This is a genomic window from Marinobacterium weihaiense, assembly GCF_019061305.1.
GTDB lineage: Bacteria > Pseudomonadota > Gammaproteobacteria > Pseudomonadales > Balneatricaceae > Marinobacterium > Marinobacterium weihaiense.
This window is the reverse complement of the sequence record NZ_JAHQZT010000005.1, coordinates 104,826-127,512: the sequence shown is the minus strand read 5'-3', so window position 1 is coordinate 127,512 and position 22,687 is coordinate 104,826. Positions and strand designations below refer to the sequence as shown.

Below are 22,687 nucleotides of genomic sequence, written 5' to 3'. Positions count from 1 at the left end.
TCTAGACGATATGGAAATATGAAGAGCTGTTTTGCCCACTCGCTCACCCCATTGAAAACGGCTGTCGCCGTGGCAACCCCAGCGAGACCAGTACCGTCAACGCCAGCATTCCCGCCGAGATCCACAGGCAGGCCTGCAGCCCGCTGCTGCCCTGCCCCGACAGCTGAAACACCCACCCCGACAACAGCGTACCGATCAGGCGCCCCAGCGCATTAGCCATGTAGTAAAAGCCCACATCCAGCGACACGCCATCACTGCCAGCATAGCTGACGATCAGGTAACTATGCAGCGATGAATTGATCGCAAATACAGCACCAAACAGCAGCAGACCACCGATCAGCGTCCAGGCCGGATCGAACCCTGCCATAAGTCCCAACGCGATCAGCACCGGCAATACGGCCAGCCCCGCTGCCCATACGGTCGCTACACGGCCCTCCGGCACCCGCCCGGCGGCCTTGCCGGTAATCCTCGGCGCCATCGCTTGCACCAGGCCATAGCCGATCACCCAGAGCGCCAGGAAGCCGCCTGTCTGCGTGTGAGTCCAGCCCAGTGTCTGCGACAGAAACACCGGCAGGGCCACCACGAACCAGACATCACGGGCACCGAACAGACACATTCGCGCGGCGGAGAGGATATTGATCGCCCCGCTCTTGGAGAAGATATCGCGGAATTTCGGCTTGTTTTTCGCCTTGCCCAGATCCTTTTTCAGCAGCACCAGACTGAGCAGCCAAACCAATGTCAGTGCACCGACCATGGCCCCCACGGCACCGGCAAATCCCAGCCCCATCAACAAGGCACCGCCAAGGAAAAAGCCCGCTCCCTTGAGCGCATTCTTGGAGCCGGTCAGGATCGCCACCCACTTATAGAGCGTGCCCTGTGCATCCGACGGTACCAGCAGCTTGATCGAGCTTTTGGCGCTCATCTTGTTCAGATCCTTGGCGATTCCCGACAGCGCCTGTGCCGTCATCACCCAGGGCACCGTCAGCCAGGCAGGCGGCACCAGCAGCATCGCCAACGCCACCACCTGCAGGCCCAAACCGATATTCATGATGCGATTCAGCCCCAGATGAGCGCCAAGCCAGCCGCCAACCAGGTTGGTCATCACCCCGAAGATTTCGTAGAACAGAAACAGCAGGGCAATCTCCAGCGGCGAGTAGCCCAGCCCATGGAAATGCAGCACCACCAGCATGCGCAAGGCACCGTCGGTCAGGGTAAAGGCCCAGTAGTTGCCGGTCACCACCAAGTACTGGCGAATGGCGGGGGAAAGCTGGCTCAGCATGGTCATTGCTCGTTCATTGTATGGATTCGGTATTCAAAACTTTTGGCGTGTCGGCCGCTGGGTAGCCGCTATCCGACGCGCTGTCACCTCCCTGTTCGCTCAATGGACGCCATCCCTGGCGTCCAGCGGTCGGCTATCGGATACCCGGTGCCCTCAACAACCTGAGTGCCAAATTCAGGCCCGCCTGGAGCCTCGCAGCCAAGCTATCAGAGGCTGAAGGCAGGTCTGCCGGTGACCGTCGGCGCCAGGAACGGCGCCGTCGAGCGGCATGGATGCCAATTGCGCGTCATCGGGAGGTTCGCCTTTGGGCGGAGGCCACCCTCATGGCTGAAGCGGTCACCGCGCATACGCTATCCGACGCGCTGTCACCTCCCTGTTCGCTCGATGGACGCCATCCATGGCGTCCAACGGCCGGCTATCGGATACCCGGTGCCCTCAACAACCTGAGTGCCAAATTCAGGCCCGCCTGGAGCCTCGCAGCCAAACTATCAGAGGCTGAAGGCAGGCCTGCCGGTGACCGTCGGCGCCAGGGACGGCGCCGTCGAGCGGCATGGATGCCAATTGCGTGTCACCGGAAGGCCTGCCTTTGGCCGGCGGCACCAGCAACCAGCAACCAGCAACCAGCAACCAGCAACCAGCAACCAGCAACCAGCAACCAGCAACCAGCAACCAGCAACCAGCAACCAGCAACCAGCATGATTACGCCTGATCCAGCCGTCCAACCTTCAGCGCCAGTTCCGCCGTACGGTTGGCATAGCCCCACTCGTTGTCGTACCAGAGGTAGAGTTTCACTTGGGTGCCATTCACCACCATGGTGGACAGGGCATCGACCACGCTGGAACGTGGATCGGTACGATAATCGATCGACACCAGCGGACGCTCTTCGTAACCAAGCACGCCCTGCAGCTCCCCTTCGGCCGCCTGCTTCAACAGTGCGTTGACCTCATCCACCGAGGTTTCGCACTCAACTTCGAAGACACAGTCGGTGATCGAGGCATTGGCCAGGGGCACGCGGATCGCATGACCGTTCAGTTTGCCCTTCAGTTCCGGGAAGATATGCGTGATCGCCGTGGCGGAGCCGGTGGTGGTGGGAATCAGACTCATGCCGCAGGCGCGGGCTCGGCGTAGATCCTTGTGTGGCGCATCCAGAATGGTCTGGGTGTTGGTGATATCGTGAATGGTGGTCATGGAACCGTGCTTGATGCCCAGCTGCTCATGGATCACCTTCACCACCGGGGCCAGACAGTTGGTGGTGCAGGATGCGGCCGTGACGATCGGATACTGCTCGGGGTCGTACAGATCATCGTTCACGCCCATCACGATATTGAGCACACCCTCTTCCTTCACCGGCGCGGTCACCACCACCCGCTTCACGCCCTGATCCAGATAAGCCTGTAACAGCGCCCGAGTCTTCATCTTGCCGGACGCTTCGATCACCAGATCGCAGCCGGACCAGTCGGTATCACTGATCGCCTTGTTGCCAATCACTAGAGTGTGCTGGCCATCCACGATGATCTTGCCCGCTTCAGCTTCCGCCTCATGACGCCAGCGGCCATGCACCGAATCGAAATTCATCAGGTGCGCCAATGTTGTCGCATCACCGGCCGGGTCATTGATCTGCACGACCTCAACATCATCCGCCAGGTAATACAGCGCGCGCATGGTCAGACGCCCCATGCGCCCAAAGCCGTTAATACCAACTTTCATCGTCATTGATATATCCTCAAAACAGTTGCACAACCAGCTCAGCTATTCCGCCGCATCAAGCCGCTGGAAACCAGTGTCGAGTCCGGTTGGCAAAGGCCACCAGCGACAGCATCACCGGCACCTCCACCAGCACACCGACCACGGTCGCCAGCGCCGCGCCCGAATGCAGCCCGAACAAGGAAATGGCCACCGCCACGGCCAGCTCGAAGAAATTGGAAGTGCCGATCATGCAGGCCGGAGCCGCCACCCGATGCGGCAGGCGCAGCCGATAGGCGGCCAGGTAAGCCAGAAAGAAAATACCGTAGGTCTGAATCAGCAGCGGGATGGCAATCAGCACGATGGTCTGTGGCTGGCCAATCAGGGTCTCGGCCTGGAACCCGAACAACAGCACCACGGTCGCCAGCAGCCCCAGGATCGACCAGGGCTTGAGCCGGTGCAACAACACGTCAAGTGCCTGGCCATCACCCTGTTTTTCCAGCCGGTGACGGGTCCAGGCACCGGCCACCAGCGGCAGCACCACATAGAGTACGACCGACAGCAGCAGCGTTTCCCAGGGCACATGAATATCGCTGACACCCAACAAAAATGCCGCCAGCGGGGCGAAGGCAAACACCATGATAATATCGTTGATGGACACCTGTACCAGGGTGTAATTGGGGTCGCCCTTGGTCAACTGACTCCAGACGAACACCATCGCCGTGCACGGTGCCACCCCCAACAGGATCATGCCGGCGATATACTCGCCGGCACTTTGCGGGTCGACCCAACCGGCAAACAACACCCGAAAAAACAGCCAGCCCATGGCCGCCATGGTAAACGGCTTGATCAGCCAGTTAACCACCAACGTCAGCATCAGCCCCTTGGGCTTGCGCCCTACATTGCGGACGGCACTGAAATCGATCTGTACCATCATCGGGTAGATCATGATCCAGATGAACAGCGCCACCACCAGGTTCACATGGGCATACTCGAAGCTGGCCACCAGGGTAAACAGATCCGGGGCCGCGTTGCCCAGCACCACGCCGGCCAGGATAGCGAGCCCCACCCATACACTGAGATAACGTTCAAATACGCCCATGGTGTTTGTTCTCCTCAAATCGAGCGTTGGTTGACGCGCTGTGACAGAGCCTCGGCGCTTTCGACCCGCTCCGAATACCGGTCAGTCAGATAGGCGCTGCAGCCCCGAGTCAGCAGGGTAAACTTGACCAGCTCTTCCATCACATCAACGATGCGGTTGTAGTAGGGCGAGGGCTTCATGCGCCCCTCGTCATCAAACTCGGCAAAGGCCTTGGCCACAGAAGACTGATTGGGGATGGTCAGCAGGCGCATCCAGCGTCCCAGAATGCGCAGTTGATTGACCGTATTGAAGCTCTGTGAGCCACCGCAAACCTGCATCACGGCCAGTGTCTTACCCTGAGTCGGACGCACGGCGCCGATACTGAGCGGAATCCAGTCGATCTGGGACTTCATCACCGACGTCATAGCGCCGTGGCGCTCGGGCGAGCACCACACCATGCCCTCGCACCACTGCACCAGCTCGCGCAGCTCCTGTACCTTGGGGTGTGCTTCATCTTCGCCATCAGGCTGTGGCAGCCCTTCGGGATTGAAGAGCCGGGTTTCGGCTCCCAGCGCCTGCAGGATGCGCGCAGCCTCCTCGGTGGCAAAACGACTATAGGAACGGGTGCGCAGAGACCCGTACAGCAGCAGGATTCGGGGCGGATGAGCAGCCCCCGGACGCCAGAGTTCATCCAGCCGGGGTAACGGCAGATGCTCGGCTTTCAGGCTCGGCAGTTCTAGCGTGTTATCTTTCATGCTTCAGCTTCCTTGTCAGTGGGGCTGCACGGCGCCGAGGGCCGTGCCTGCATCTCGCGCAACCGCACTAGCAGCGGCTGCAACACATCGGCAGAGTGCTCACGGGTATGATGCAGCAGGTTATCTATCCAGCCGGGCAGCTGCGGGTGAAGACGGTAGAACACCCATTGCCCCTGGCGTCGGTCTGCCAGAATGCCCTGTTGACGCAACTGGGCCAGATGACGTGAAATCTTGGGTTGTGACTGCTGCAGTACCATCATCAGCTCACACACGCACAACTCACCGGCCTGCTGGATCAACAGCACGCTGTGCAAGCGCGTCTCGTCGGCCAATGCCTTGAACAGTACCAGTGCCGAAATATCCTGTGCCGTCATGGCAGCCCTCCGGTTTAAATATATGTAAAACCATATATATGATATTCCATATATACAACCACTGTCGGGTTACATTCAGGTTTCAGGCTGCATGCATCTGCCCTTTTCGGTATAATTTTGCCCCTTTGTCGCTACAGAAACCGCCTTGATCGCGTTTCTGCGCCGCCCGTCCGTTAGAGGTTGAGTGTCGATACCTCAGCTGTCATGGCGCGACCCCAGACTGGTCCCGCCCTCGTCCGTGCGGGCAGCCTCCGAACAACTTACAACTCAAGCAAGAGAGTGTAGATGCTGCAACGAATGAAACAGGAGTGGTTCTCCAACGTCCGCAACGACCTGTTGTCCGGCACGGTGGTCGCCCTGGCCCTGATCCCCGAAGCCATTGCCTTCTCTATCATCGCCGGCGTCGACCCCAAGGTGGGCCTGTATGCCTCCTTCTGTATCGCCGTGGTGATTGCCTTCTTCGGCGGCCGCCCCGGCATGATCTCTGCGGCCACCGGTGCCATGGCGCTGCTGATGGTCACGCTGGTCAAGGAGCATGGCCTGCAGTATCTGCTCGCCGCGACCCTGCTGACCGGGGTGTTCCAGATACTCGCCGGCTTCCTCAAGCTGGGTGACCTGATGCGGTTTGTATCGCGGTCGGTGATCACCGGTTTTGTCAACGCGCTGGCAATCCTGATTTTCATGGCCCAGTTGCCGGAACTGATCGACGTGACTTGGCACGTCTACGCCATGACAGCGGCGGGCCTGGCCATCATCTACCTGTTCCCTTATGTGCCAGTACTGGGCAAAAACCTGCCTTCGCCGCTGATCTGCATTGTCGGCCTGACCATCGTCTCCATGGTGATGGGCCTGGATATTCGCACCGTCGGGGACATGGGCGAGCTGCCGGATACCCTGCCAATCTTCCTGTGGCCGGATGTACCGCTGAACCTGAATACACTGATGATCATCCTGCCCTACTCACTGGGTCTGGCCGTGGTCGGTCTGCTGGAGTCGATGATGACCGCCAACATCGTTGACGAACTGACCGATACCAGCAGTGATCGCAACCGCGAGTGCAAGGGCCAAGGCGTAGCCAACATCGGTGCCGGCCTGTTGGGTGGCATGGCCGGTTGTGCCATGATCGGCCAGTCGATCATCAACGTGAAGTCCGGCGGCCGCGGCCGTCTGTCGACTTTCATTGCCGGTGTGTTCCTGATTATCCTGGTAGTGTTTCTGGATGAGTGGATCAGCCAGATTCCGATGGCCGCGTTGGTGGCTGTCATGATCATGGTCTCCATCGGCACCTTCTCCTGGGAATCGATCCGCGATCTGCGCAAGCACCCGCTGTCGACCAATATCGTCATGATTGCCACCGTGGCCGTGGTGGTCGCCACCCATAACCTGGCGATCGGCGTATTTGTCGGCGTGCTACTGGCTTCCCTGTTCTTCGCAAACAAGGTGGGCCAGTACATGACCATCACCAGCGAGAAGGATACCGACAGCGAGACCCGTACCTACCGCGTGGCCGGTCAGGTCTTCTTCACCTCCTGCGAAAAGTTCATCGCTGCCTTTGATTTCAAGGAAGTGCTTGATAAGGTCGTGATTGACCTGAACGATGCGCATTTCTGGGACATCAGTGCCGTGTCGGCACTGGACAAGGTCGTCATCAAGTTCCGTCGTGACGGCGTCGAGGTGGAGGTCATTGGCCTGAACGAGGCCAGCCGCACCATCGTTGACAAGCTGGCGGTCCATGACAAGCCGGAACAGGTCGAAAAATTCATGGCCGGGCACTGAGGAGCGAACATGAGCAAAATTATTGCCTGCATTGACGGTTCACGCACGGCACTGGCGGTGTGCGACGCCGCAGCCTGGGCTCAACAGCAGCTGGGCGCTCCGCTACAACTGCTGCACGTGCTGGAAAAGACTGACTACCCTACCGAAAGCGACATGAGCGGCAACATCGGCCTGGGCACCCGCGAACACCTGCTGGAAGAACTGGCCGAATTGGACAACCAGCGCAGCCGCCTGATGCTGGAGCAGGGCCGGTTCATGCTGGAGGAAGCGCAGCAGCAGATTGAAGCGGCCGGCGTGCCGCATGAACAGATCGACCGCCTGCAGCGCCATGATGCGCTGGTCGACACCCTGCAGGAGTGCGAGCCCGATACTCGCCTGCTGATTATGGGGCGTCAGGGCGAAGCCCACGCCGACATGGCCGCGGCCGTCGGCAGCCATCTGGAGAACGTGACCCGCACGCTGCATAAGCCGATGCTGGTTGCGCTGGATGACTTCAGTGCACCCAAGCGTTTCATGCTGGCGTATGACGGCAGCGCAACGGCCAACCAGGCCCTGACTCAGGTGGCTCAGAGTCCGCTGTTGAAAGGCGTGTCCTGCCATCTGGTGATGGCGGGCAAGCGTGTCGAGCGCCAGCGCGAACAGCTGGCCAACGCCGAGAAAATGCTGCAGGGCAATGGCTTTGACGTCACCACCGTGACGCTGGAGCAGGAAGAAGTACGCCCCGCCCTGATGGCTTACCTCAAGACCAACCAGATCGACATGCTGGTAATGGGCGCCTGGGGCCATTCGCGCATTCGCCAGCTGCTGGTCGGCAGCATGACCAACTGGATGCTGTACAACAGCCCGGTTCCCCTGCTGCTGTTACGCTAGTCAAAACAGCCATTGCATTAAAAAACCCGGCTACATCGGCCGGGTTTTTACCCCCTCTGCCTGCGCCCCTGCCATCTTGTATGGCCATCCCCCCCTATTTCTTCATTTTATGCATAAACTGTTGCTTGAAGGACTCCCGGACAAGGACAGCACTTTTCCGAATCATCAACGTGATTGCTGATCACGGGAGCTACACCCATGAAACAAACAATACGCGCCCTCGCTGTTTCCGCTTTGCTGACACTACCTGGTGCAGTGTTCGCCGACCATCATATGGGACCCAAGGATATCAACAGTCTAGTGGACAAGGCTGTTAGCCTGAATGCCGAAGGCCCTTTTGCGGGCAGTTTTGACACCTTGATTGCCTTGCTGACGGCTCCGGACGGTAACCGTGCCAGCATTCTGGCTGAACTGGATGACCGCGGGCAAAATACGGTTTTTGCGCCAACGGATGAGGCCTTTGAAGCACTGACCGAGACCGTTTTGACACTCGGCTATTGCAGTCTGGCTGATTTGGACCCTGCCGTCGTAGACAGCGTGCTTCTGTATCACGTTGCCCACGGCCGCTTGTATGCCGCAGATGTACTGGCTACCGAGCGTGTACGCATGCTGTCAGGGGGATTCCTGTTGCAGGATGCAGCCGTGCTCACCGATAACCTCAATCGCACCGCCAACCTGATTCCGGGCGCGCTGGATATTGAAGCGGATAATGGTGTGATTCATGCCATTGACACTGTAGTGCTGCCAGTGCTGCCTGATCCCGGCCCGGGTAGCTGCTTGTGACTCCGTGTAACTGGCCTCGAGTGGCCTGCAGAAACAGGCCACCCGTCCCCTGCGCTGCGCCATCGAATATGGCCAGCGCATCTGGTTTACCTCTCTCAACACTCGCACTCAACGGCTGGCCACCGCCTGTACCCGTCAACGCTCGATCGTGTACAGAATATCCGCCCCGCTGCCCAGTTCGCTGCTCTGCCCTTCAACGCGCCACTTGTCGCTGAGTTTATATCTCAGACTCAGGGTGTTCACGGCATCCAGTACGCCGATGCCATAACGCAGATAGAGGCGCGGTGACAGGTATTTGCCAATGAAAAAGGCTGATTCATCATTGGCGGTACTGTCAAAACCAAACTCGTCCAGCGACAGGCTTTCCCGCAACTTACCGGTAATCTTGTTACCCTGGCTCATGCCCAGCGCCAGCGCCGCCTGCATCAGCATCTGCTGCTCACCAACCGTACTGGCCCCCGGCGCCTTGCCCAGAAGCAGATACGACAGCACACTGCTGTCCGGCATGGCAGGCTCACCGTACAGATCCATCCGCGGCTCACGCAGGGTGCCGCTGACATTGGCGCCAACGATCACATCCTCGACCTGACGGCCGATGCGCAAATCGAGCCCCGGATTGTCGACCGGACCGGCGGCATAGACCAGCCCACCGCGTCGAATCTCAAGATCCTGCCCATACAGGCGGTACGCACCGCTTTCAACACCGACACTGCCGGTTGCGCGGGTAATCTGACCAGGTACCTCCTCGATCTGCAGCGCACCGATCAGGCGTCCCTTGAAGCCCAGCGCATCCACACGCACGTCATCACCCAACTCAAGACGCAGATCGGCATATACCGGCACGACAGGGGCTTTTTCAACCACCTGTCCATCCTGCACGCGCACCACGTCGGCCGAGGGGGTCACGGCGCTTTCCATCGACTTGGGAGGCGATATGTGTGCCATGGGCACCTTGACGGTGCCGTCCAGGCGGATCTCCCGCGCGCCCAGCGCCAGCTGCAGATCGGGACTGATCAGGGCCTGGATCTCGGGCGTATTCATGGCGGTAAAGCCATCACCCTGCAAACTCAGCTGACCGGCACGGGCAGCCAGATCATAGTCACCGACCAGCTTCAGGGTTCCCTCCCCCGAGGTCGCCGCAGCACTGAAGCGCAGCTGGCCGGGCAGGCCGCTCTGATTGAGCTGCAACTCCAGCGGCGTGATCACCAGTCCCATCGCCGGCAACTCCATGCCCCCTTCGCGATAGGCCAGCTCACCAGCCACCTCGGGCGCGCTCAGAGTGCCACCGAGCGTCAATTGACCATTCAACCGTCCCTGCATGTTCTGCACATCCGGTACCAGCACCGAAATCAGATCAAAGTCCGTGGCATTGAGGTTCAGTTCTCCACGCAGCCCCTGACGACCGCTCAGCCCGCGAACATCCAGTGCCAGCGCTAGATCGCCGGACAGGAAGCTCAAGGCGGTGGTGGCACTGGCATTCAGGCTGTCATCCGCCAAACGGACCCTCACTTCCAACGGGTCCAGCGGCAATGTCTGGTCTGCCTGCGCCGGTGTCAGCGTGCCGGCACTGGTGAGAAGTGTTGCCTGCAATTCGGGATAGCCATCGGGTTGCTGTCGGAAATCGACCTCGGCCGACAGCGTCGGGGTCATCTGTATGCCATTCAACACCGGGGTCAACAGGGACAGCGACAGCTGATCGAGATTGATACTGGCGTGGGTTCGACCGGCAAAACTACCATCGGCCTGCAGGCACAGCGTTCCGCCCGCACTCTGTTCATCAAGGCAGAAGCGCCCCAGGCGATAGCCATCAGGCGACAGTTGCAGCGGGGCCGCGGCAGTTGAGCGCCAATGACTCAGCGGCTCGGGCTTCAGCTCCAGGCTCGCCAGCTGGCCCGACCACTGTCGTGCCGTGGCTGCCCAGCCGCCGGACGCGGCCAGGGCGACCGTTCCGGGAGAGCCCTGCGCCGTCAGAGTCAGGCGGTGCTGTTCGGGTGTCCCGCTCAAGGTTAACGCTGCCTGCTCGATACGCTGCCCGGCGGCCTCGACCCCGTTCAGGGTCAGGTCGGCGGACCAGTCACTCTGCCCCGACAGGTCCAGCGCGATGTCGCCCTTGAGCTGCTGCAGGCGTGCCTGATCAGCATAGGCCAGTTCGGTTGCACGCAGGCGTGCCTGAATCGCCGGTTGCTGCAATGGCCCGCTGACCTGCCCGCCAAGATCCAGCGCCCCCTTGGCGGTGGGCAGCAGGCGTGCCAGGTTGGGCGCCTTGAGTGACCACTGCAATGCCAGCCGATCGCTGAGGGCACCGCTGATCTCGGCCCGGGCACCGGCATAGTTCAGCTGTAGAGCATCGATCTGCCATTGGCGGGTGTCACCTGCGAGCTTGGCCTGCGCATTGATCGGCTGCTGCTGCAAGCGTCCCTGCAGGCTGCTGATCTCCAGCGCCAGCGTCGGCAGCGCATCCCCCAGCCCCAGATGCCCCTGTGCTTCCAGCGCCAACTGTCCGGGCCAGTCCGGTGCCGCAAGCGCCGGATTGATGCCATCGGCACTGAGCTGATAGGCCACCTCGATGGCCTCCGGCGCACCGGCCGGTTGGCCATTTGCCTGCGCTTGCAAGTGTACTCGGGTGGTCTCCTGACGGACCGTCAGCGCCAAGGTCAGCGCCTGTGCGGCTCCGTCCAGATCCAGGACCAGATCCGCTGTCAGGGGCAGTTGCTCGGGCCAGTGCTCCAGCCTGACCCACTCGGTCAGCTCGGTGCTGCCCTGGAGTTCGAGGTGCGTCAGAAAGTGTTGCGCAGGTTCCGTCCAGCCTGTCAGGGTCAGATCGGTTCCCGGCTGCTGCAGGTGCAGCGACTCAATCTGGACCAGCTGACCACTGGATTTCACCGCCAGCGTGACGCTCAGTTCATCCACCAGCGTCTGCTCGCCCTGCATCACCTGCACTTGGCCGAGCTGCACCTGCTCAATCGACAGCGCCAGCGGCAATTCAACCGCCGGCAGCTGCGGCCACCGAAGCGGCGCCGCTGGGCGCTCATCCGTGGTCTGTTCCGCAGCGGCTTCGGGCAGCTGCACGCTCAGCCGCTCGGCTCCGAGTCGATGGATGGCAAGCCGCGGCTCGGTCAGGGCCCACAACGACCAGTGCAGCTGCACGTCGGTCAGTTCAAGCGCCAGCTCGTCCTGTACGAACGCCGCCCGGCTAATCCGCACATCGGAGGCCAGGGTACCGTTAATGCCGTCCAGCTCGAGTCCAGGCACGGCCGAATCCACCAGATTGAGAGCAAAACGCGTTCCCGAAGGCAGCCATAGAATCGCGGTCACCAGCAACAGTATACTCAGAACAAGGACCAGCACCGTCACCAGCCCCCAACGCAACATCGGTCTCACAAGTCAGGCCCCAGGGTGAAATGAATTTGCCAGCCGTCTTCATCCAGCGGTATGGCAAAGTCCAGTCGCACCGGCCCGACCGGCGACTGCCAGCGCGCCCCCAGACCGGCGCCGGTTTTCAGCTCCGTGTCGCGATCATCAAAGGCATTGCCTGTATCCACGAAGGCAGCCACACGCCAATTGTCCCGGATCAGGTAGTCCACTTCCAGGCTCGCCGTAGCCAGGTAGCGGCCGCCGATCACATCCCCTTCGTCGCCGATGGGTCCGAGGGACTGATAATCGTAGCCGCGCACGCTATTGTCCCCCCCCGCGTAGAAACGCAGGCTGGCCGGCAGGTCGTCAACGGAATCGATGAAGGTCACGCCCAGCTCGGCACGGGTCAGCAGACGCCAGCGCTCGGACAGCGTATCCACGCGCTTGCCGCGAATGTCCAGCTGCAACAGGTCGGTATCCGACAGCAGTGACTGCGACGCGACCGTTGCACCCAGGCTGATCTGGTGTCCGCGGCTGGGGTTCATACGGTTATCGGTGCGGGTGCGACTGAAGCGCGCACTGGGCAGCAGCAGCGTGGAGGTCTGCTCTTCACCTTCAAAGGTCCAGGTTTCGTGCTGCCAGTCCAACGCCAGACGCCGCTCCCACTCGCCCAGCTGCCGTTGCCAGCTGCCGCCGAGGGCCAGGGTACGTGAGTCGATGGTGTCCGAATCTTCATCTTCCAGCAGGAAGTTGAGTGCAAAGCGGTCAGTGGTCGGGTTGGCTCCCGGAATCTGATAGCTGGCGGTCAGCTGCTGACGAATCTGCGACAAGCGCAAGCGCGCCTCCAGCGTGTGACCACTGCGATTGAGCCAGCGCCGGGTCAGACCCAGCTGCATGCGCGCGCCGGTATCGGTGCCGTAACCAACGCCGCCCTGATACAGACTCTGCTTTTGCGGCGTCAGTTTGACATCCACCGGCAGCCGAGCGTCAGATAACTCGTTCAAACGCGGGCGCACTTCCACGTCGGCGAAGTAATTGCTGTTGATCAGGTTGCGTTGATACTCGACCAGTCGCGCGGTGTTGACCGGGTCACCGGACTGAAACGGCAGATAGCGGCGCAGCAGCGATTCGGAAACCGGGGCCGGCTGCAGTCGAATCTCACCGATGCGCGCACGCGGCCCGGTGGCATAAATCAGGGTGATATCGGCCCGGTTCGCGGTGGTATCAACTCGGATCTCATTGCGTTCGAACCCCGCCTGGTAATAGCCGCGCTCGGCAGCACGGGACTGCAGGGCGCTTTTCAGCGCGGCATAATCGGCATGGATCAGCGGCGCACCCGCCTTGATCGGGGTATCGGCCATGACCTGTTGCAACTGAGCATCGTCTACCCCTTCACCTTTCAGTATCAGGCGCGCTTCGCCGATTAACGTCTGAGGCCCGGGATTCACCTGATACTCTGCCCGCCACTGGCTGCTGTCGCCGTCCAGCATGACCTGGAGCTTGAGTTCCGGGTTGTAGTAACCATAAGGCTCAAGCGCCAGACGGATTTCATCTGCTGCCTGCCGATGCAGGTAGCGCAGACGGCTGCGCGTGGGCAGCGGGTCCTGCTCCAGCGCCTGATCGATACTCAGCAGAGCACGGATGTTATCGGCCGGCTCGCCCTCGACACCGCTGAGGGTAAAACGCTCGGCCAGCGCAGGGTGACTGCCTGCCAGCAACAGCAGACAGACCAGCAAACGCGAGAAAAACGACAATGGCACTCAGACGGCTCCTTCGATTGAGTCTCATTTATTTTAACCCGCTGTACGCGCCACGTCCCGCCCTGGACCCGATTACAGCGAATGCCTCCTTTAAAAATTAATGTTATGTAGTAACATTGAAATTTCATTCTGCTGAGGAGCCTATCATGTCTGTATGGCTGTTTGCCCTTTTGGCCCTGTTTTGGCCGTTCTCGCTTTCAATGGCTGCCGGGGTACATCAGCACGGCGTGGCCCAACTGGATATGGTCGTGGAACCGCCGCTGGTAGCCATCGGCCTCAGCTCTCCCCTGGCCAACTTGATTGGTTTCGAGCACCGCCCGGCCAATGCCGCAGAGCAACAGGCCTGGCACCAGTTGCAATCCGATCTGCGCCAAGTATCGCAGCTGTTCGCGTTGCCGACCGACGCTGACTGCAGCCTGAGCCAAGTGAATCTGCACCTGCCCTTTGCCGGCACACCGGCAGCCTCGCATGAACATCACCATGATGAGCACTCCAAACATCAGGATGCACATGCCCATACGGATCTGATGGCGGAATATCAGTTCCTGTGTGCCAATACCGATGCACTCAGGCACCTGGAGCTGCCCTTACTGCAACGCTTCCCGGCCATCGAACAGCTGCAGATCCAACTGATTACCCCCAGCGGCCAGCATAGTCGAACGCTGCACGCCGGTGAAACACGCCTGAGCCTGCCATGACCCCCATACTGCATGCCGAGTCACTGAGTTTTGCCTGGCCCGGGCAGCCACCCTTGTTCCAGCTGCCTGAATTGATACTGCCCGCCGGGGAACACCTGGTTATTACCGGCCCTTCGGGCAGCGGCAAGACGACGCTGCTCAACGTGCTGGCAGGCCTGCAGGCGGGCCACAGCGGTCACCTGAGCGTTGCCGGAGAAGCACTGTCGACGCTGTCATCGCGTGCGCTGGATCGACTCAGAGCCGACCGGATGGGCCTGCTGTTTCAGCAGTTCAACCTGCTGCCATACCTGAACCTGATCGATAATGTCACCCTGCCCTGTACGCTTTCCAGCGTGCGTCGCGATGCCGTCAGCCGTCAGGGCCTCGCCCCGGCCGAAGCCGCCGAACGCCTGCTTACCCGTATGCAGCTGGACCCAGCACTCTTCTACCGCCGCCGCGTGGCCGAGCTGTCCATTGGCCAGCAACAGCGGGTTGCGGCGGCACGGGCGCTGATCGGCAACCCGGCCCTAATCCTTGCCGACGAGCCGACGTCAGCGCTGGACCCGGACAACCGTGACCGCTTCATGGCTCTACTGCGTGACGAACTCGCCGCGTGCGGCAGCAGTCTGGTGATGGTCAGCCATGACCCGGCGCTGATACGGGGCTTTGATCATCACCTGGACCTGGGAGCCCTGATCTCATGCTGATTCGACTGGCCTGGAACAGCCTGCGCAGTCGACGCGCCACGGTATTACTGACACTGTTCACCATTGCCCTGAGCACAGCGCTGCTGCTGGGCGTGCAACAGGTACGTGAACAAAGCCGCCAGAACTTCATGGCCACGGTATCCGGCACCGACCTGATCGTGGGCGCGCGGGCCGGGCCTGTCCAGCTGCTGCTCTACTCCCTGTTTCATATCGGCTCGGCCACCAGCAACATCAGCTGGACAGGCTATCAGGCACTGGCCGAGGACGACCGGGTTGCCTGGACGATTCCGCTGTCCCTGGGGGATTCTCACCGGGGGTATCGCGTGGTCGGTACACGCAACCTGATATTCGAACATTATCGCTACGGCGATGATCGCGCGCTGAGCTTCGCCCAAGGCGAGCCCCTGAACGATCTTTTTGCCGTGGTTCTGGGGGCCAAAGTGGCACGCCAACTGGGTTATCAACCGGGCGATGAGCTGGTTATCGCCCACGGCACCGGCAATACCAGCTTCATGCAACACAAGCAAATGCCGTTTACCGTCAGCGGTATCCTGGCACCGACCGGCACACCGCTGGATCGTACCCTGCTGGTCTCGCTGGAAGGGCTGGAGGCCGTGCATCTGGGCTGGCGTGCCGGCGTGCCCCTGCCCGGCCTGCAGGTCAGTGCCGAACAGGCCCGCCAGCGCGACCTGGCACCTCGACAGGTTACCGCCGTACTGGTTGGCCTGAAGTCTCGCCTGCAGACATTCCACCTGCAGCGCGAATTGAACAATCGCCGTGACGCCCCCCTGACGGCACTGCTGCCGGGCGTGGTGCTGCAGGAGTTGTGGCAGGTCATCGGGGTCGCCGAACGGGCCCTGCTGGTGGTTTCGGCGGCTGCGCTGCTGATCGGCATCGCCGGTATGCTGGCGCTGATGCTGGCCGCCGTTGCCCAGCGCCAGCATGAAGTAGCCGTGTTGCGCGCCCTTGGCTGCTCGCCCCTGCGCATCGCCGGGCTGTTAATGCTGGAAAGCCTGTTGCTGACACTGGGCGGCGTGATCCTGGGGTTGATCGTCTTGCAGGCAGGCCTGGCCGCGGCACAAACACCATTGCTGGAGCACTTCGGCCTGCTGATCCAGCCGGCGCTGCCGTCGTCGGAGCAGCTGTTCCTCTGCGGCCTGATCCTGACTCTGGGCCTGCTGGCCGGCCTGTTGCCCTCACTGCAGGCCTGGCGCCTGGCAACCGCCAGCCGCCTGATTCGTCGCTACTGACTTGGATTGACCGACATGAAGCACTTTGCACTCACACTATGCCTGCTCCTGAGCCTGCCCCTGATCACCGCACCGGCCTGGAGCACAGAAGATGAAGACGCGATTCGCGTCAATGGTGAACCGGCCCCCGAGCTGGACTGGGAAGCGTTGATGCCGTCCGATTATGTGTTGTCACTGGAAAGCCTGTACAACAACCCCGAACTGGATCAGCTGGATGACTATAGCGACAGGGCACAACGCCTTTACGACGAGCTGCAGCAGTCACTGGCCTCGGCGCCTGTGGTGGACGCCCTGGACGGGCGCATGATCAGCATTCCCGGCTTCGTGGTACCGCTGGAAGGTGAAGGCGACCGGGTGGGTCGTTTCTTTCTGGTGCCCTACTTCGGTGCCTGTATTCATGTACCGCCACCGCCCTCCAACCAGATTATCGATGTACATTATGCGCCCGGAACCCGCATCGACAGCCTGTATGACGCCGTCCTGATCAGTGGCCGGCTGACCACCGAGGTGTTCAGTCACGAGATGGGCACGGCAGGCTACCGCCTGGAAGCCTATCGTATCGCGCCTTACGAGATTGAATATGAGGACGCACCGGCCGAGTGACGCTGCCACAGCCGGTGCAGTACCAGAGTTACCGCCGTCAGCAGCAACAGAACCAGCACCAGCGTGGCTCCAGCAGGCCAATCCAGCCACAAGGCAAGCCATAAGCCCAGAGCCAGGCCGACGCCAGCCACCAGCATGGCCAAACGCCGACTGGCACACAACTGCGCCACCAGTGCCGGAGCGATCAGCGTCACGAAAACCAGGTAGACCCCGAGCAAGGGCACCGAGGTACTAACCAGCAGGGCAAATACCGGATAGAAGGCACGGCCCTGTAACCAGTGGCAGCGCCATCGGGTCAGCCCCAGAAAAAGGGCGGTCAGTCCTGCCAGCGGCACAAGATCCGACCAGTTGACCCAGAGAATATCGCCATTGAGGCTTGAGGACAGGCGATGCCCTGCATGTGGATCTGCCGCCAGCACCAACAGCAGGGTTGACGCCGCCCCCGCGTACACCAGGCCGATCACCGCTTCTCGCTGCTCGACAAAACGCTCGCTCAATTGGCCGATGATGACGGCCCCCGCTATGGCCAGCAACAACCCGCCCAGCAGGGGCGCACCTGAGCCGTCGCCCAACCACTGCCGGGCCAAGAGGCTGCCCAATGCGGCCAGCTGGGCAACGGCCAGGTCGATGAACAGGATACCGCGCCGCAGCACCTGTCCACCCAGCCAGAGATGGCTGACCAGCACCAACAGCCCGGCGGCCAGAGGTGGCAGCAGCACCGCCAGCTCAAACAACCAACCTTGTCCCAGGTCAATCGGCATGATGTGCATCCAGCAACTGCTGCAACAGATATTCAAACAGCTCGGCCGGCGTTTCCAGGCCTTGTTCAGCCATTGTGGTCGATGGCAGTGACACCACCGGTATCCCGGTTCTCTCTGCCAACCAATGGGCACTGTTCGGATCCTGGTACCAGCTGTGAACGATCGCAAGCGGTCTGTTCTGCTCAACCTTGGCGACCAGTGCATTCAGATGTCTCGGTGTGGGGGGGACACCCGGCTTGGGCTCCAAATCGGCCACCACCTCTATGCCCAGCCATCGCCACCAGTAGTCAAAGGTACTGTGTTGCACCACAACCCTCTGCCCCTTCAGGGGACGTGCCCGCTGCCGCCAGTCATCCAGGCGTTGCTGCCACGCCAGCGACCAGCGCAGGTAACGGCTGCGGTAAGCACCAGCCTGTTGCGGATCAACCTGCGCCAGGCGCTGACTCAAAACCGCAGCCGCCTTGCGCATGCGCTCCGGGTCCAAATGCAGATGCGGATTACCTTCAGGATGCACATCACCCGCGCCCAGGGGCACATGCTCCACCTGGCCAATCGTTTCCACCTGCTCAGCCACAAACAACATGCCTGCCTGGCCGGGCTGCACAGCCGGGTTAGCCGCACGCTGCTGCAGCGCCGGCAGCCAGCCGGCTTCCAGTGCCGCCCCGCTGCAGACGGCCAGGTCGGCACGGCGCAGACGGGCAATCAGACTGGGACGCGCTTCGATGTAGTGCGGGTCTTGATAGGCATGGGTGGCACTGGTGATGTGGGCACCCGGTGCCAGCTGACGGGCCAGCGCAGCCCATTCGGGCTCACAGGCGAAGATGTTCAGTGCCTGGGCCGACAATGGCGCCCAGGCCGCCACGGCCAGCAACGCCAGTTTAGAACGCGTGCGCATCATGCGCCCCGAAGCTCACTATGTACTGCACGGTTACCGTATTATCCGCACCGGCAAAGGTATCATGCCAATCTTCAACCGCATCCTGATGGGTATATTGCACCCGCAGCGTCTGACTGTGAGACGGGCTCCAGGCCAGCATGGCCGTGGTCTCTTCCAGAGCCCCGTCGTGGAAATGGTCGTCATGCCCCAACTTCACATCAACGCGACCATGACGCAGACCGGCGCTCCACTGGGGTGCAAATCGATACACCGCCGAGCCATACCAGCCTTCATGATACTCATCACTGGAAGCATGTTCGTTCAGATCAGTGGCCCGCGCATACTCGGCGGACAGCGTCAGCTGGCGGTTGCGGTTGTTGCCTTCGGGGGCCCACTTCCACACCAGATCCGCCAGGTACAGGTGCTTGCCCGCGTATTCGGCTCCATGGCTGTGGCCATGCGCCCCACCCTCGTGGTCGTGTTCATGGTGATGATGGTCGTCATGCGCATCCGTGTCGGCTTCCAGCATGCGGTTGCGCAGGTAACTGACACCCGCCTGCCAGCTGTGTGAACGCGACAGATCACCTCCCAGTGTCGTTGAAAGCGCCCAGGTCCCCACCGTTGAGTCCGTTTCATATTCACCCAGCTCACCGCCATCAAAGGCTTCGGCACTGATGCGCCAGTACAGATCGGTTGGCACGACCAGGCTCACGCCAACCCCGTCGTCGTAGTAGTGGCCACCGAGAAAGGCACGGTACATGAGAGGACGCTGAGTGAAACTGTCAGCGTGCGGATGCTGGCCATTCAGGTAGCCCAGATCAGACAGAAAACGGCCGGCACGCAGGGTCATGCCCGCTGGCAGCGACAGTGACTGCAGGTACGCCTCCTCAACGCTGACATCCGTTTCGTCTTCATTGGCTTCCAGTACGGTAGTCAACGTACCACGGGCAAAACTGCCAAATTGCTGGCTGATACCCAGCTCGGTATGGCTCAGCCCCCAGCCCTTGGTACGACCACCCAGCGCGGTGTCGTTGGAGCTGTGGTAGGCATCGATGATCAGGCTGATGTCAGGCGCTTGCACTTCGGCATGTGCCTGAGCCCCCGCCAGCAAGGCCAAAGGTACAAACCAGCGAACAGAAGAAAAAGTCATGAATTACCGCATCCTTTATGTTACAACGTAACATTATAATACTTTTGTTATAACGTAACATCAAGAGTGCAAAAAACACGCCCCCTTCAGGGGTTGGTGCCTGCCAGCATCTGGTCGGACACCAGCGCCTCCACCGGCATTGGTCGACCGTACAGGTAACCTTGCACACTGTTGCAGCCATGCCGCTCCAGAAACTGGCTCTGTTCGACCGTTTCGACACCTTCGGCCAACACTTCTACCCCGAGGCTGCTTCCCAGTGCAATTGCACTGATGACAACTGCTTCATCCTTGGGATTGTGACCGATATCACGCACAAAGCTTTTGTCGATCTTGATGCGATTCAATGGCAAGTATTTGATTCTGTTCAGTGAAGAATAACCGGTGCCAAAATCATCCAGTGCCAGATGATAACCACACATGCGCACGCGCTGCAGCTGCTGAATGACGAAGTCCGGATCCTGCATGATCGTGGACTCGGTAATTTCCAGCTCCAGCCACCGATGTTCAAGGCCATATCGATCGAGTGTTTCGTTCAGTCGCGCAATGAAATCGGCCTGCAGCAGCTGCTGGGGCGAAATATTGACGGCAACAACAGCCAAAGGCTGTCCTTGTGCCTGCCAGTCAGCCAACTGACGACAGACACTCTCGATCACCCACCACCCCAACGGCACGATCAGGTGCGTATCTTCCGCAACCGGAATGAAGCGATCCGGCCCCAGAAAACCCTGCTCGGGGTGCTGCCATCTGACCAGCGCTTCATACCCGCAAAGCTGCAACCCGTTGAGGGCAAACTGGGGCTGGTAGTGAAGCAGTAACTCATCATTACGGATCGCCTTGCCCAGATCCTGCTCGATGGAAAAGTGTTCGACCGCACTCTGTGTCTGCTCTTGTGAATAAAGCTCGAATCGATTCTTGCCGCAGCTTTTGGCACGGTACATTGCCGTATCGGCATGCTGGAGCAGCGTATCGGCTGTATCACCGTGGGCCGGAAACAGGCTGATCCCGATACTGGCTGTCAGTTGCAGCTGATGCTCACCCACAGCGAAGGGCTGTGCAGCCAGTGTTAATACCTGCTGAGCTTGTGCCTGCGCCTGCGCCACATCTCCGGGTACCAGCAGAATGAATTCGTCCCCCCCCATGCGGAAAAGCTGACTATCATCGGGCAATGCCTCTGCAAGGGTTACCGACAGTGACTGCAACAGGCGATCTCCAATATGATGCCCCAGGCTGTCATTGATCAGTTTGAAGCGATCCAGGTCGATAAAGAGGACAGCAAAAGCCTGTTCACGCTGGTGAAGCTTCTACTCCAGCCGTTGTTTCAACCCCTTTCGGTTCTGCAACCGGGTCAGGTCATCATGCAATGCCTGCCAGGCCAGATCTTCCGTTTGCTGCCGTACACGTGCCTCCAGCAGGCGCTCGCGATGATGCATGGCCAGAATCAGCAAAACCCCCAATGCACTGACTCCCACCAACAATATTTGCAGATATTGTGCCTGGCTGACCGGGTGCGTCGACAGGTAATCAGGCCCGGCGCGCGCATCAATCTGCCACTCCTGCTGCGCCAGCTGCACACTGAATGCCTGACGCAACCCCTTTCTGTCATTGTCACCCTTTACCAACCAGGTGTCATAGAAAGGTTCCTCGCCGGCTTCCGACACACGCAACCCAATCAGGCGACCATCCGTTGACACTTGAGCGGCATCCAGCAGCCGCGACACGGTAAATACGCCGACCACAAAACCTCTAAGTTCACGCCGACTGTTCAACAAATCATTGCCCACCAGCCGGTATACCGGCTGCATGACCAGTAGCCCGGGCTCATCCGGTGCCTGGGTCAGGTACAGCACTTCAGTTGCCACCGCTTCACCACGTGCCTGCGCCAGCTCAACCCAACGCCGTCTATCCGGCATTGAATACAGATTAAAGCCCAACGCAGCACGATTGGTCGCCAATGGTTCAACAAACTGCACCGGTATCAAGGTAGGCCGGTCAGTTGGCGACTCACCGTATACCTGGTATTCCGGCCACTGCAGCTGTTGGCGTGTCTGGGCTTCGAAATCGGCACGTTGATGGCTCTGTATCAGTGGGTCCCACGAATAGGCACGCAAGGCTGGATTGTCCGCCATCAACGGTTCAACCTGCTCACGGAACACATGTGCGGTAACGTCTGGTTCCTTGCCCAAGGATTGCCCTATTCGCGAAAGGTCTCTCAGGTTTTGTTGAATAATGGCCTGGATACGAGCATCCAGCAGCTGCGTGTCCTGTGCAAAGCTTTGTTTGAGCACCCCGTTCAGGTGCAACAGGTAATATTGATTAACCAGCACCACCGCCAGCAACACACCCAACAGGCGCGCTGCCAGGTTCAGCTGAGCGCGTTGGCGTTTGGCGTCCGCAATGGCCAGAAACAGCGGCGTGCCCAGCAGGACACCAAAACTGTCTCCGAGCCACCAGCTAACACCGTTTTCCAGCATATCAGCCGTGCTGCCACCCTGGTTGAAGACGGTCACCGCCAGCGTACCCAGGCTGGCATTAACCAGGCACACGACTACCCCGCTATACAGTACAAAGGGTGTCATCCAGCGCTCACGCACAGGCTTCAGCGGATCGGCCCCGAGGCGTTGCAACAGGCACATGGCCATCCAGCCCTGCACCACAGCCCCTGACGCAATCACCAACGCGGCGTACACATGATGCGGAGCCAGCGGCCCCTGCAGAGCAGGAATGGCAAGATTGACGGACAGGCTACCCAGCGCTACACCCGGCAAAAGTTTGCATCCACTTCGCAACAGGGCAGCCAGTGCCAAACCGGCCGGCAACCACAGAGGTGCAATCTGCTCATGCATGCCGGTGTAGGAGCACGCCAGCCCCATCAGCATATAGCCCAAGGCCAGCAAGAGGTTTGCACTGATAATGGACATGGAAGGAGCAGCAGGTTTCACAGGCGCTT

Annotated in this window: 19 protein-coding genes and 1 pseudogene; 8 read left to right on the top strand and 12 right to left on the bottom strand. The window is 60.4% G+C overall.

From position 1 onward, the window contains the following. Positions 1 to 43: 43 nt before the first annotated feature. Complete coding sequence (gene arsJ / locus KTN04_RS05415) at positions 44 to 1,285, bottom strand: organoarsenical effux MFS transporter ArsJ (RefSeq protein ID WP_217334198.1); 1,242 nt, start codon at positions 1,283 to 1,285, stop codon at positions 44 to 46. 559 nt (positions 1,286 to 1,844) lie between these two features. Here arsJ and KTN04_RS05410 point away from each other — a divergent pair. Further along, positions 1,845 to 1,988 (top strand): hypothetical protein, encoded by a 144-nt coding sequence (locus KTN04_RS05410; RefSeq protein WP_217334197.1) that lies wholly within the window; start codon positions 1,845 to 1,847, stop codon positions 1,986 to 1,988. Here the strand turns inward: KTN04_RS05410 and KTN04_RS05405 are convergent. From KTN04_RS05405 to KTN04_RS05390, 4 genes are read right to left on the bottom strand one after another with little or no spacing between them, the layout of a single operon-like run. Then, positions 1,979 to 2,992, bottom strand: a complete 1,014-nt coding sequence (locus KTN04_RS05405; RefSeq protein WP_217334196.1) for an ArsJ-associated glyceraldehyde-3-phosphate dehydrogenase — start codon at positions 2,990 to 2,992, stop codon at positions 1,979 to 1,981. The genes KTN04_RS05410 and KTN04_RS05405 overlap by 10 nt on opposite strands. Before the next feature lie 49 nt (positions 2,993 to 3,041). Then, positions 3,042 to 4,064 carry an ACR3 family arsenite efflux transporter gene (arsB, locus tag KTN04_RS05400; protein WP_217334195.1) on the bottom strand — a complete coding sequence of 341 codons (1,023 nt, stop codon included), beginning with the start codon at positions 4,062 to 4,064 and terminating at the stop codon, positions 3,042 to 3,044. Between the two features lie 14 nt (positions 4,065 to 4,078). Continuing rightward, positions 4,079 to 4,798: an arsenical resistance protein ArsH gene (arsH, locus tag KTN04_RS05395; RefSeq protein ID WP_217334194.1), complete on the bottom strand. Its 720-nt coding sequence runs from the start codon at positions 4,796 to 4,798 to the stop codon at positions 4,079 to 4,081. Then, a complete protein-coding gene (locus tag KTN04_RS05390; protein WP_217334193.1) occupies positions 4,795 to 5,172 on the bottom strand; it encodes a metalloregulator ArsR/SmtB family transcription factor in 378 nt (125 codons plus the stop codon). The genes arsH and KTN04_RS05390 overlap by 4 nt, the downstream gene beginning before the upstream one ends. A 285-nt stretch (positions 5,173 to 5,457) precedes the next feature. On the opposite strand from KTN04_RS05390, the gene KTN04_RS05385 reads away from it, so the two are divergent. From KTN04_RS05385 to KTN04_RS05375, 3 genes are all read left to right on the top strand, one after another. Continuing rightward, positions 5,458 to 6,948, top strand: a complete 1,491-nt coding sequence (locus KTN04_RS05385; RefSeq protein ID WP_217334192.1) for a SulP family inorganic anion transporter — start codon at positions 5,458 to 5,460, stop codon at positions 6,946 to 6,948. A 9-nt stretch (positions 6,949 to 6,957) separates the two neighbouring features. After that, positions 6,958 to 7,818: a universal stress protein gene (locus KTN04_RS05380; RefSeq protein WP_217334191.1), complete on the top strand. Its 861-nt coding sequence runs from the start codon at positions 6,958 to 6,960 to the stop codon at positions 7,816 to 7,818. 198 nt (positions 7,819 to 8,016) lie between these two features. Then, on the top strand, positions 8,017 to 8,601 hold the full coding sequence (locus KTN04_RS05375) for a fasciclin domain-containing protein (RefSeq protein ID WP_217334190.1): 585 nt from the start codon (positions 8,017 to 8,019) through the stop codon (positions 8,599 to 8,601). Positions 8,602 to 8,736: 135 nt separating this feature from the next. On the opposite strand, the gene KTN04_RS05370 is transcribed toward KTN04_RS05375, so the two are convergent. Further along, positions 8,737 to 11,973, bottom strand: coding sequence for a translocation/assembly module TamB domain-containing protein (locus KTN04_RS05370; RefSeq protein ID WP_254262401.1), 3,237 nt, complete (start codon positions 11,971 to 11,973; stop codon positions 8,737 to 8,739). Positions 11,974 to 11,978: 5 nt separating this feature from the next. After that, entirely contained in the window at positions 11,979 to 13,715 is a 1,737-nt protein-coding gene (locus KTN04_RS05365; RefSeq protein ID WP_328515960.1) for an autotransporter assembly complex protein TamA, read from the bottom strand. Between the two features lie 146 nt (positions 13,716 to 13,861). On the opposite strand from KTN04_RS05365, the gene KTN04_RS05360 reads away from it, so the two are divergent. Genes KTN04_RS05360 through KTN04_RS05345 form a run of 4 tightly spaced genes read left to right on the top strand, consistent with a single transcriptional unit; the run spans position 13,862 to position 16,952 of the window. Continuing rightward, a complete protein-coding gene (locus KTN04_RS05360) occupies positions 13,862 to 14,413 on the top strand; it encodes a DUF2796 domain-containing protein (RefSeq protein ID WP_217334188.1) in 552 nt (183 codons plus the stop codon). Further along, positions 14,410 to 15,099 (top strand): ABC transporter ATP-binding protein, encoded by a 690-nt coding sequence (locus KTN04_RS05355; RefSeq protein ID WP_217334187.1) that lies wholly within the window; start codon positions 14,410 to 14,412, stop codon positions 15,097 to 15,099. The genes KTN04_RS05360 and KTN04_RS05355 overlap by 4 nt, the downstream gene beginning before the upstream one ends. Continuing rightward, a complete protein-coding gene (locus KTN04_RS05350) occupies positions 15,093 to 16,349 on the top strand; it encodes an ABC transporter permease (protein WP_217334186.1) in 1,257 nt (418 codons plus the stop codon). The genes KTN04_RS05355 and KTN04_RS05350 overlap by 7 nt, the downstream gene beginning before the upstream one ends. Before the next feature lie 15 nt (positions 16,350 to 16,364). Next, on the top strand, positions 16,365 to 16,952 hold the full coding sequence (locus KTN04_RS05345) for a DUF3299 domain-containing protein (protein ID WP_217334185.1): 588 nt from the start codon (positions 16,365 to 16,367) through the stop codon (positions 16,950 to 16,952). Here KTN04_RS05345 and KTN04_RS05340 read toward each other — a convergent pair. The 5 genes and pseudogenes from KTN04_RS05340 to KTN04_RS05320 all read right to left on the bottom strand — a co-directional run bounded on the left by KTN04_RS05340 (position 16,916) and on the right by KTN04_RS05320 (position 22,679). Next, positions 16,916 to 17,713 carry a metal ABC transporter permease gene (locus KTN04_RS05340; protein ID WP_217334184.1) on the bottom strand — a complete coding sequence of 266 codons (798 nt, stop codon included), beginning with the start codon at positions 17,711 to 17,713 and terminating at the stop codon, positions 16,916 to 16,918. The genes KTN04_RS05345 and KTN04_RS05340 overlap by 37 nt on opposite strands. Further along, positions 17,703 to 18,608, bottom strand: coding sequence for a metal ABC transporter substrate-binding protein (locus tag KTN04_RS05335; protein ID WP_217334183.1), 906 nt, complete (start codon positions 18,606 to 18,608; stop codon positions 17,703 to 17,705). The genes KTN04_RS05340 and KTN04_RS05335 overlap by 11 nt, the downstream gene beginning before the upstream one ends. Beyond that, positions 18,592 to 19,740: a porin gene (locus KTN04_RS05330; protein ID WP_217334182.1), complete on the bottom strand. Its 1,149-nt coding sequence runs from the start codon at positions 19,738 to 19,740 to the stop codon at positions 18,592 to 18,594. The genes KTN04_RS05335 and KTN04_RS05330 overlap by 17 nt, the downstream gene beginning before the upstream one ends. 86 nt (positions 19,741 to 19,826) lie before the next feature. After that, positions 19,827 to 21,020, bottom strand: a pseudogene (locus KTN04_RS17370) (putative bifunctional diguanylate cyclase/phosphodiesterase); the annotation flags it as partial. Between the two features lie 21 nt (positions 21,021 to 21,041). Then, positions 21,042 to 22,679, bottom strand: coding sequence for a CHASE domain-containing protein (locus KTN04_RS05320; RefSeq protein WP_217334180.1), 1,638 nt, complete (start codon positions 22,677 to 22,679; stop codon positions 21,042 to 21,044). Between the last annotated feature and the right edge of the window lie 8 nt (positions 22,680 to 22,687).

What these genes read in the sequence shown, in the direction of transcription:
- arsJ (WP_217334198.1), bottom strand. Translation starts at nt 1,285, where the DNA reads ATGACCATGCTGAGCCAGCTTTCCCCCGCCATTCGCCAGTACTTGGTG.
- KTN04_RS05405 (WP_217334196.1), bottom strand. Translation starts at nt 2,992, where the DNA reads ATGACGATGAAAGTTGGTATTAACGGCTTTGGGCGCATGGGGCGTCTG.
- arsB (WP_217334195.1), bottom strand. Translation starts at nt 4,064, where the DNA reads ATGGGCGTATTTGAACGTTATCTCAGTGTATGGGTGGGGCTCGCTATC.
- arsH (WP_217334194.1), bottom strand. Translation starts at nt 4,798, where the DNA reads ATGAAAGATAACACGCTAGAACTGCCGAGCCTGAAAGCCGAGCATCTG.
- KTN04_RS05390 (WP_217334193.1), bottom strand. Translation starts at nt 5,172, where the DNA reads ATGACGGCACAGGATATTTCGGCACTGGTACTGTTCAAGGCATTGGCC.
- KTN04_RS05385 (WP_217334192.1), top strand. Translation starts at nt 5,458, where the DNA reads ATGCTGCAACGAATGAAACAGGAGTGGTTCTCCAACGTCCGCAACGAC.
- KTN04_RS05380 (WP_217334191.1), top strand. Translation starts at nt 6,958, where the DNA reads ATGAGCAAAATTATTGCCTGCATTGACGGTTCACGCACGGCACTGGCG.
- KTN04_RS05375 (WP_217334190.1), top strand. Translation starts at nt 8,017, where the DNA reads ATGAAACAAACAATACGCGCCCTCGCTGTTTCCGCTTTGCTGACACTA.
- KTN04_RS05370 (WP_254262401.1), bottom strand. Translation starts at nt 11,973, where the DNA reads ATGTTGCGTTGGGGGCTGGTGACGGTGCTGGTCCTTGTTCTGAGTATA.
- KTN04_RS05360 (WP_217334188.1), top strand. Translation starts at nt 13,862, where the DNA reads ATGTCTGTATGGCTGTTTGCCCTTTTGGCCCTGTTTTGGCCGTTCTCG.
- KTN04_RS05355 (WP_217334187.1), top strand. Translation starts at nt 14,410, where the DNA reads ATGACCCCCATACTGCATGCCGAGTCACTGAGTTTTGCCTGGCCCGGG.
- KTN04_RS05350 (WP_217334186.1), top strand. Translation starts at nt 15,093, where the DNA reads ATGCTGATTCGACTGGCCTGGAACAGCCTGCGCAGTCGACGCGCCACG.
- KTN04_RS05345 (WP_217334185.1), top strand. Translation starts at nt 16,365, where the DNA reads ATGAAGCACTTTGCACTCACACTATGCCTGCTCCTGAGCCTGCCCCTG.
- KTN04_RS05340 (WP_217334184.1), bottom strand. Translation starts at nt 17,713, where the DNA reads ATGCCGATTGACCTGGGACAAGGTTGGTTGTTTGAGCTGGCGGTGCTG.
- KTN04_RS05335 (WP_217334183.1), bottom strand. Translation starts at nt 18,608, where the DNA reads ATGCGCACGCGTTCTAAACTGGCGTTGCTGGCCGTGGCGGCCTGGGCG.
- KTN04_RS05330 (WP_217334182.1), bottom strand. Translation starts at nt 19,740, where the DNA reads ATGACTTTTTCTTCTGTTCGCTGGTTTGTACCTTTGGCCTTGCTGGCG.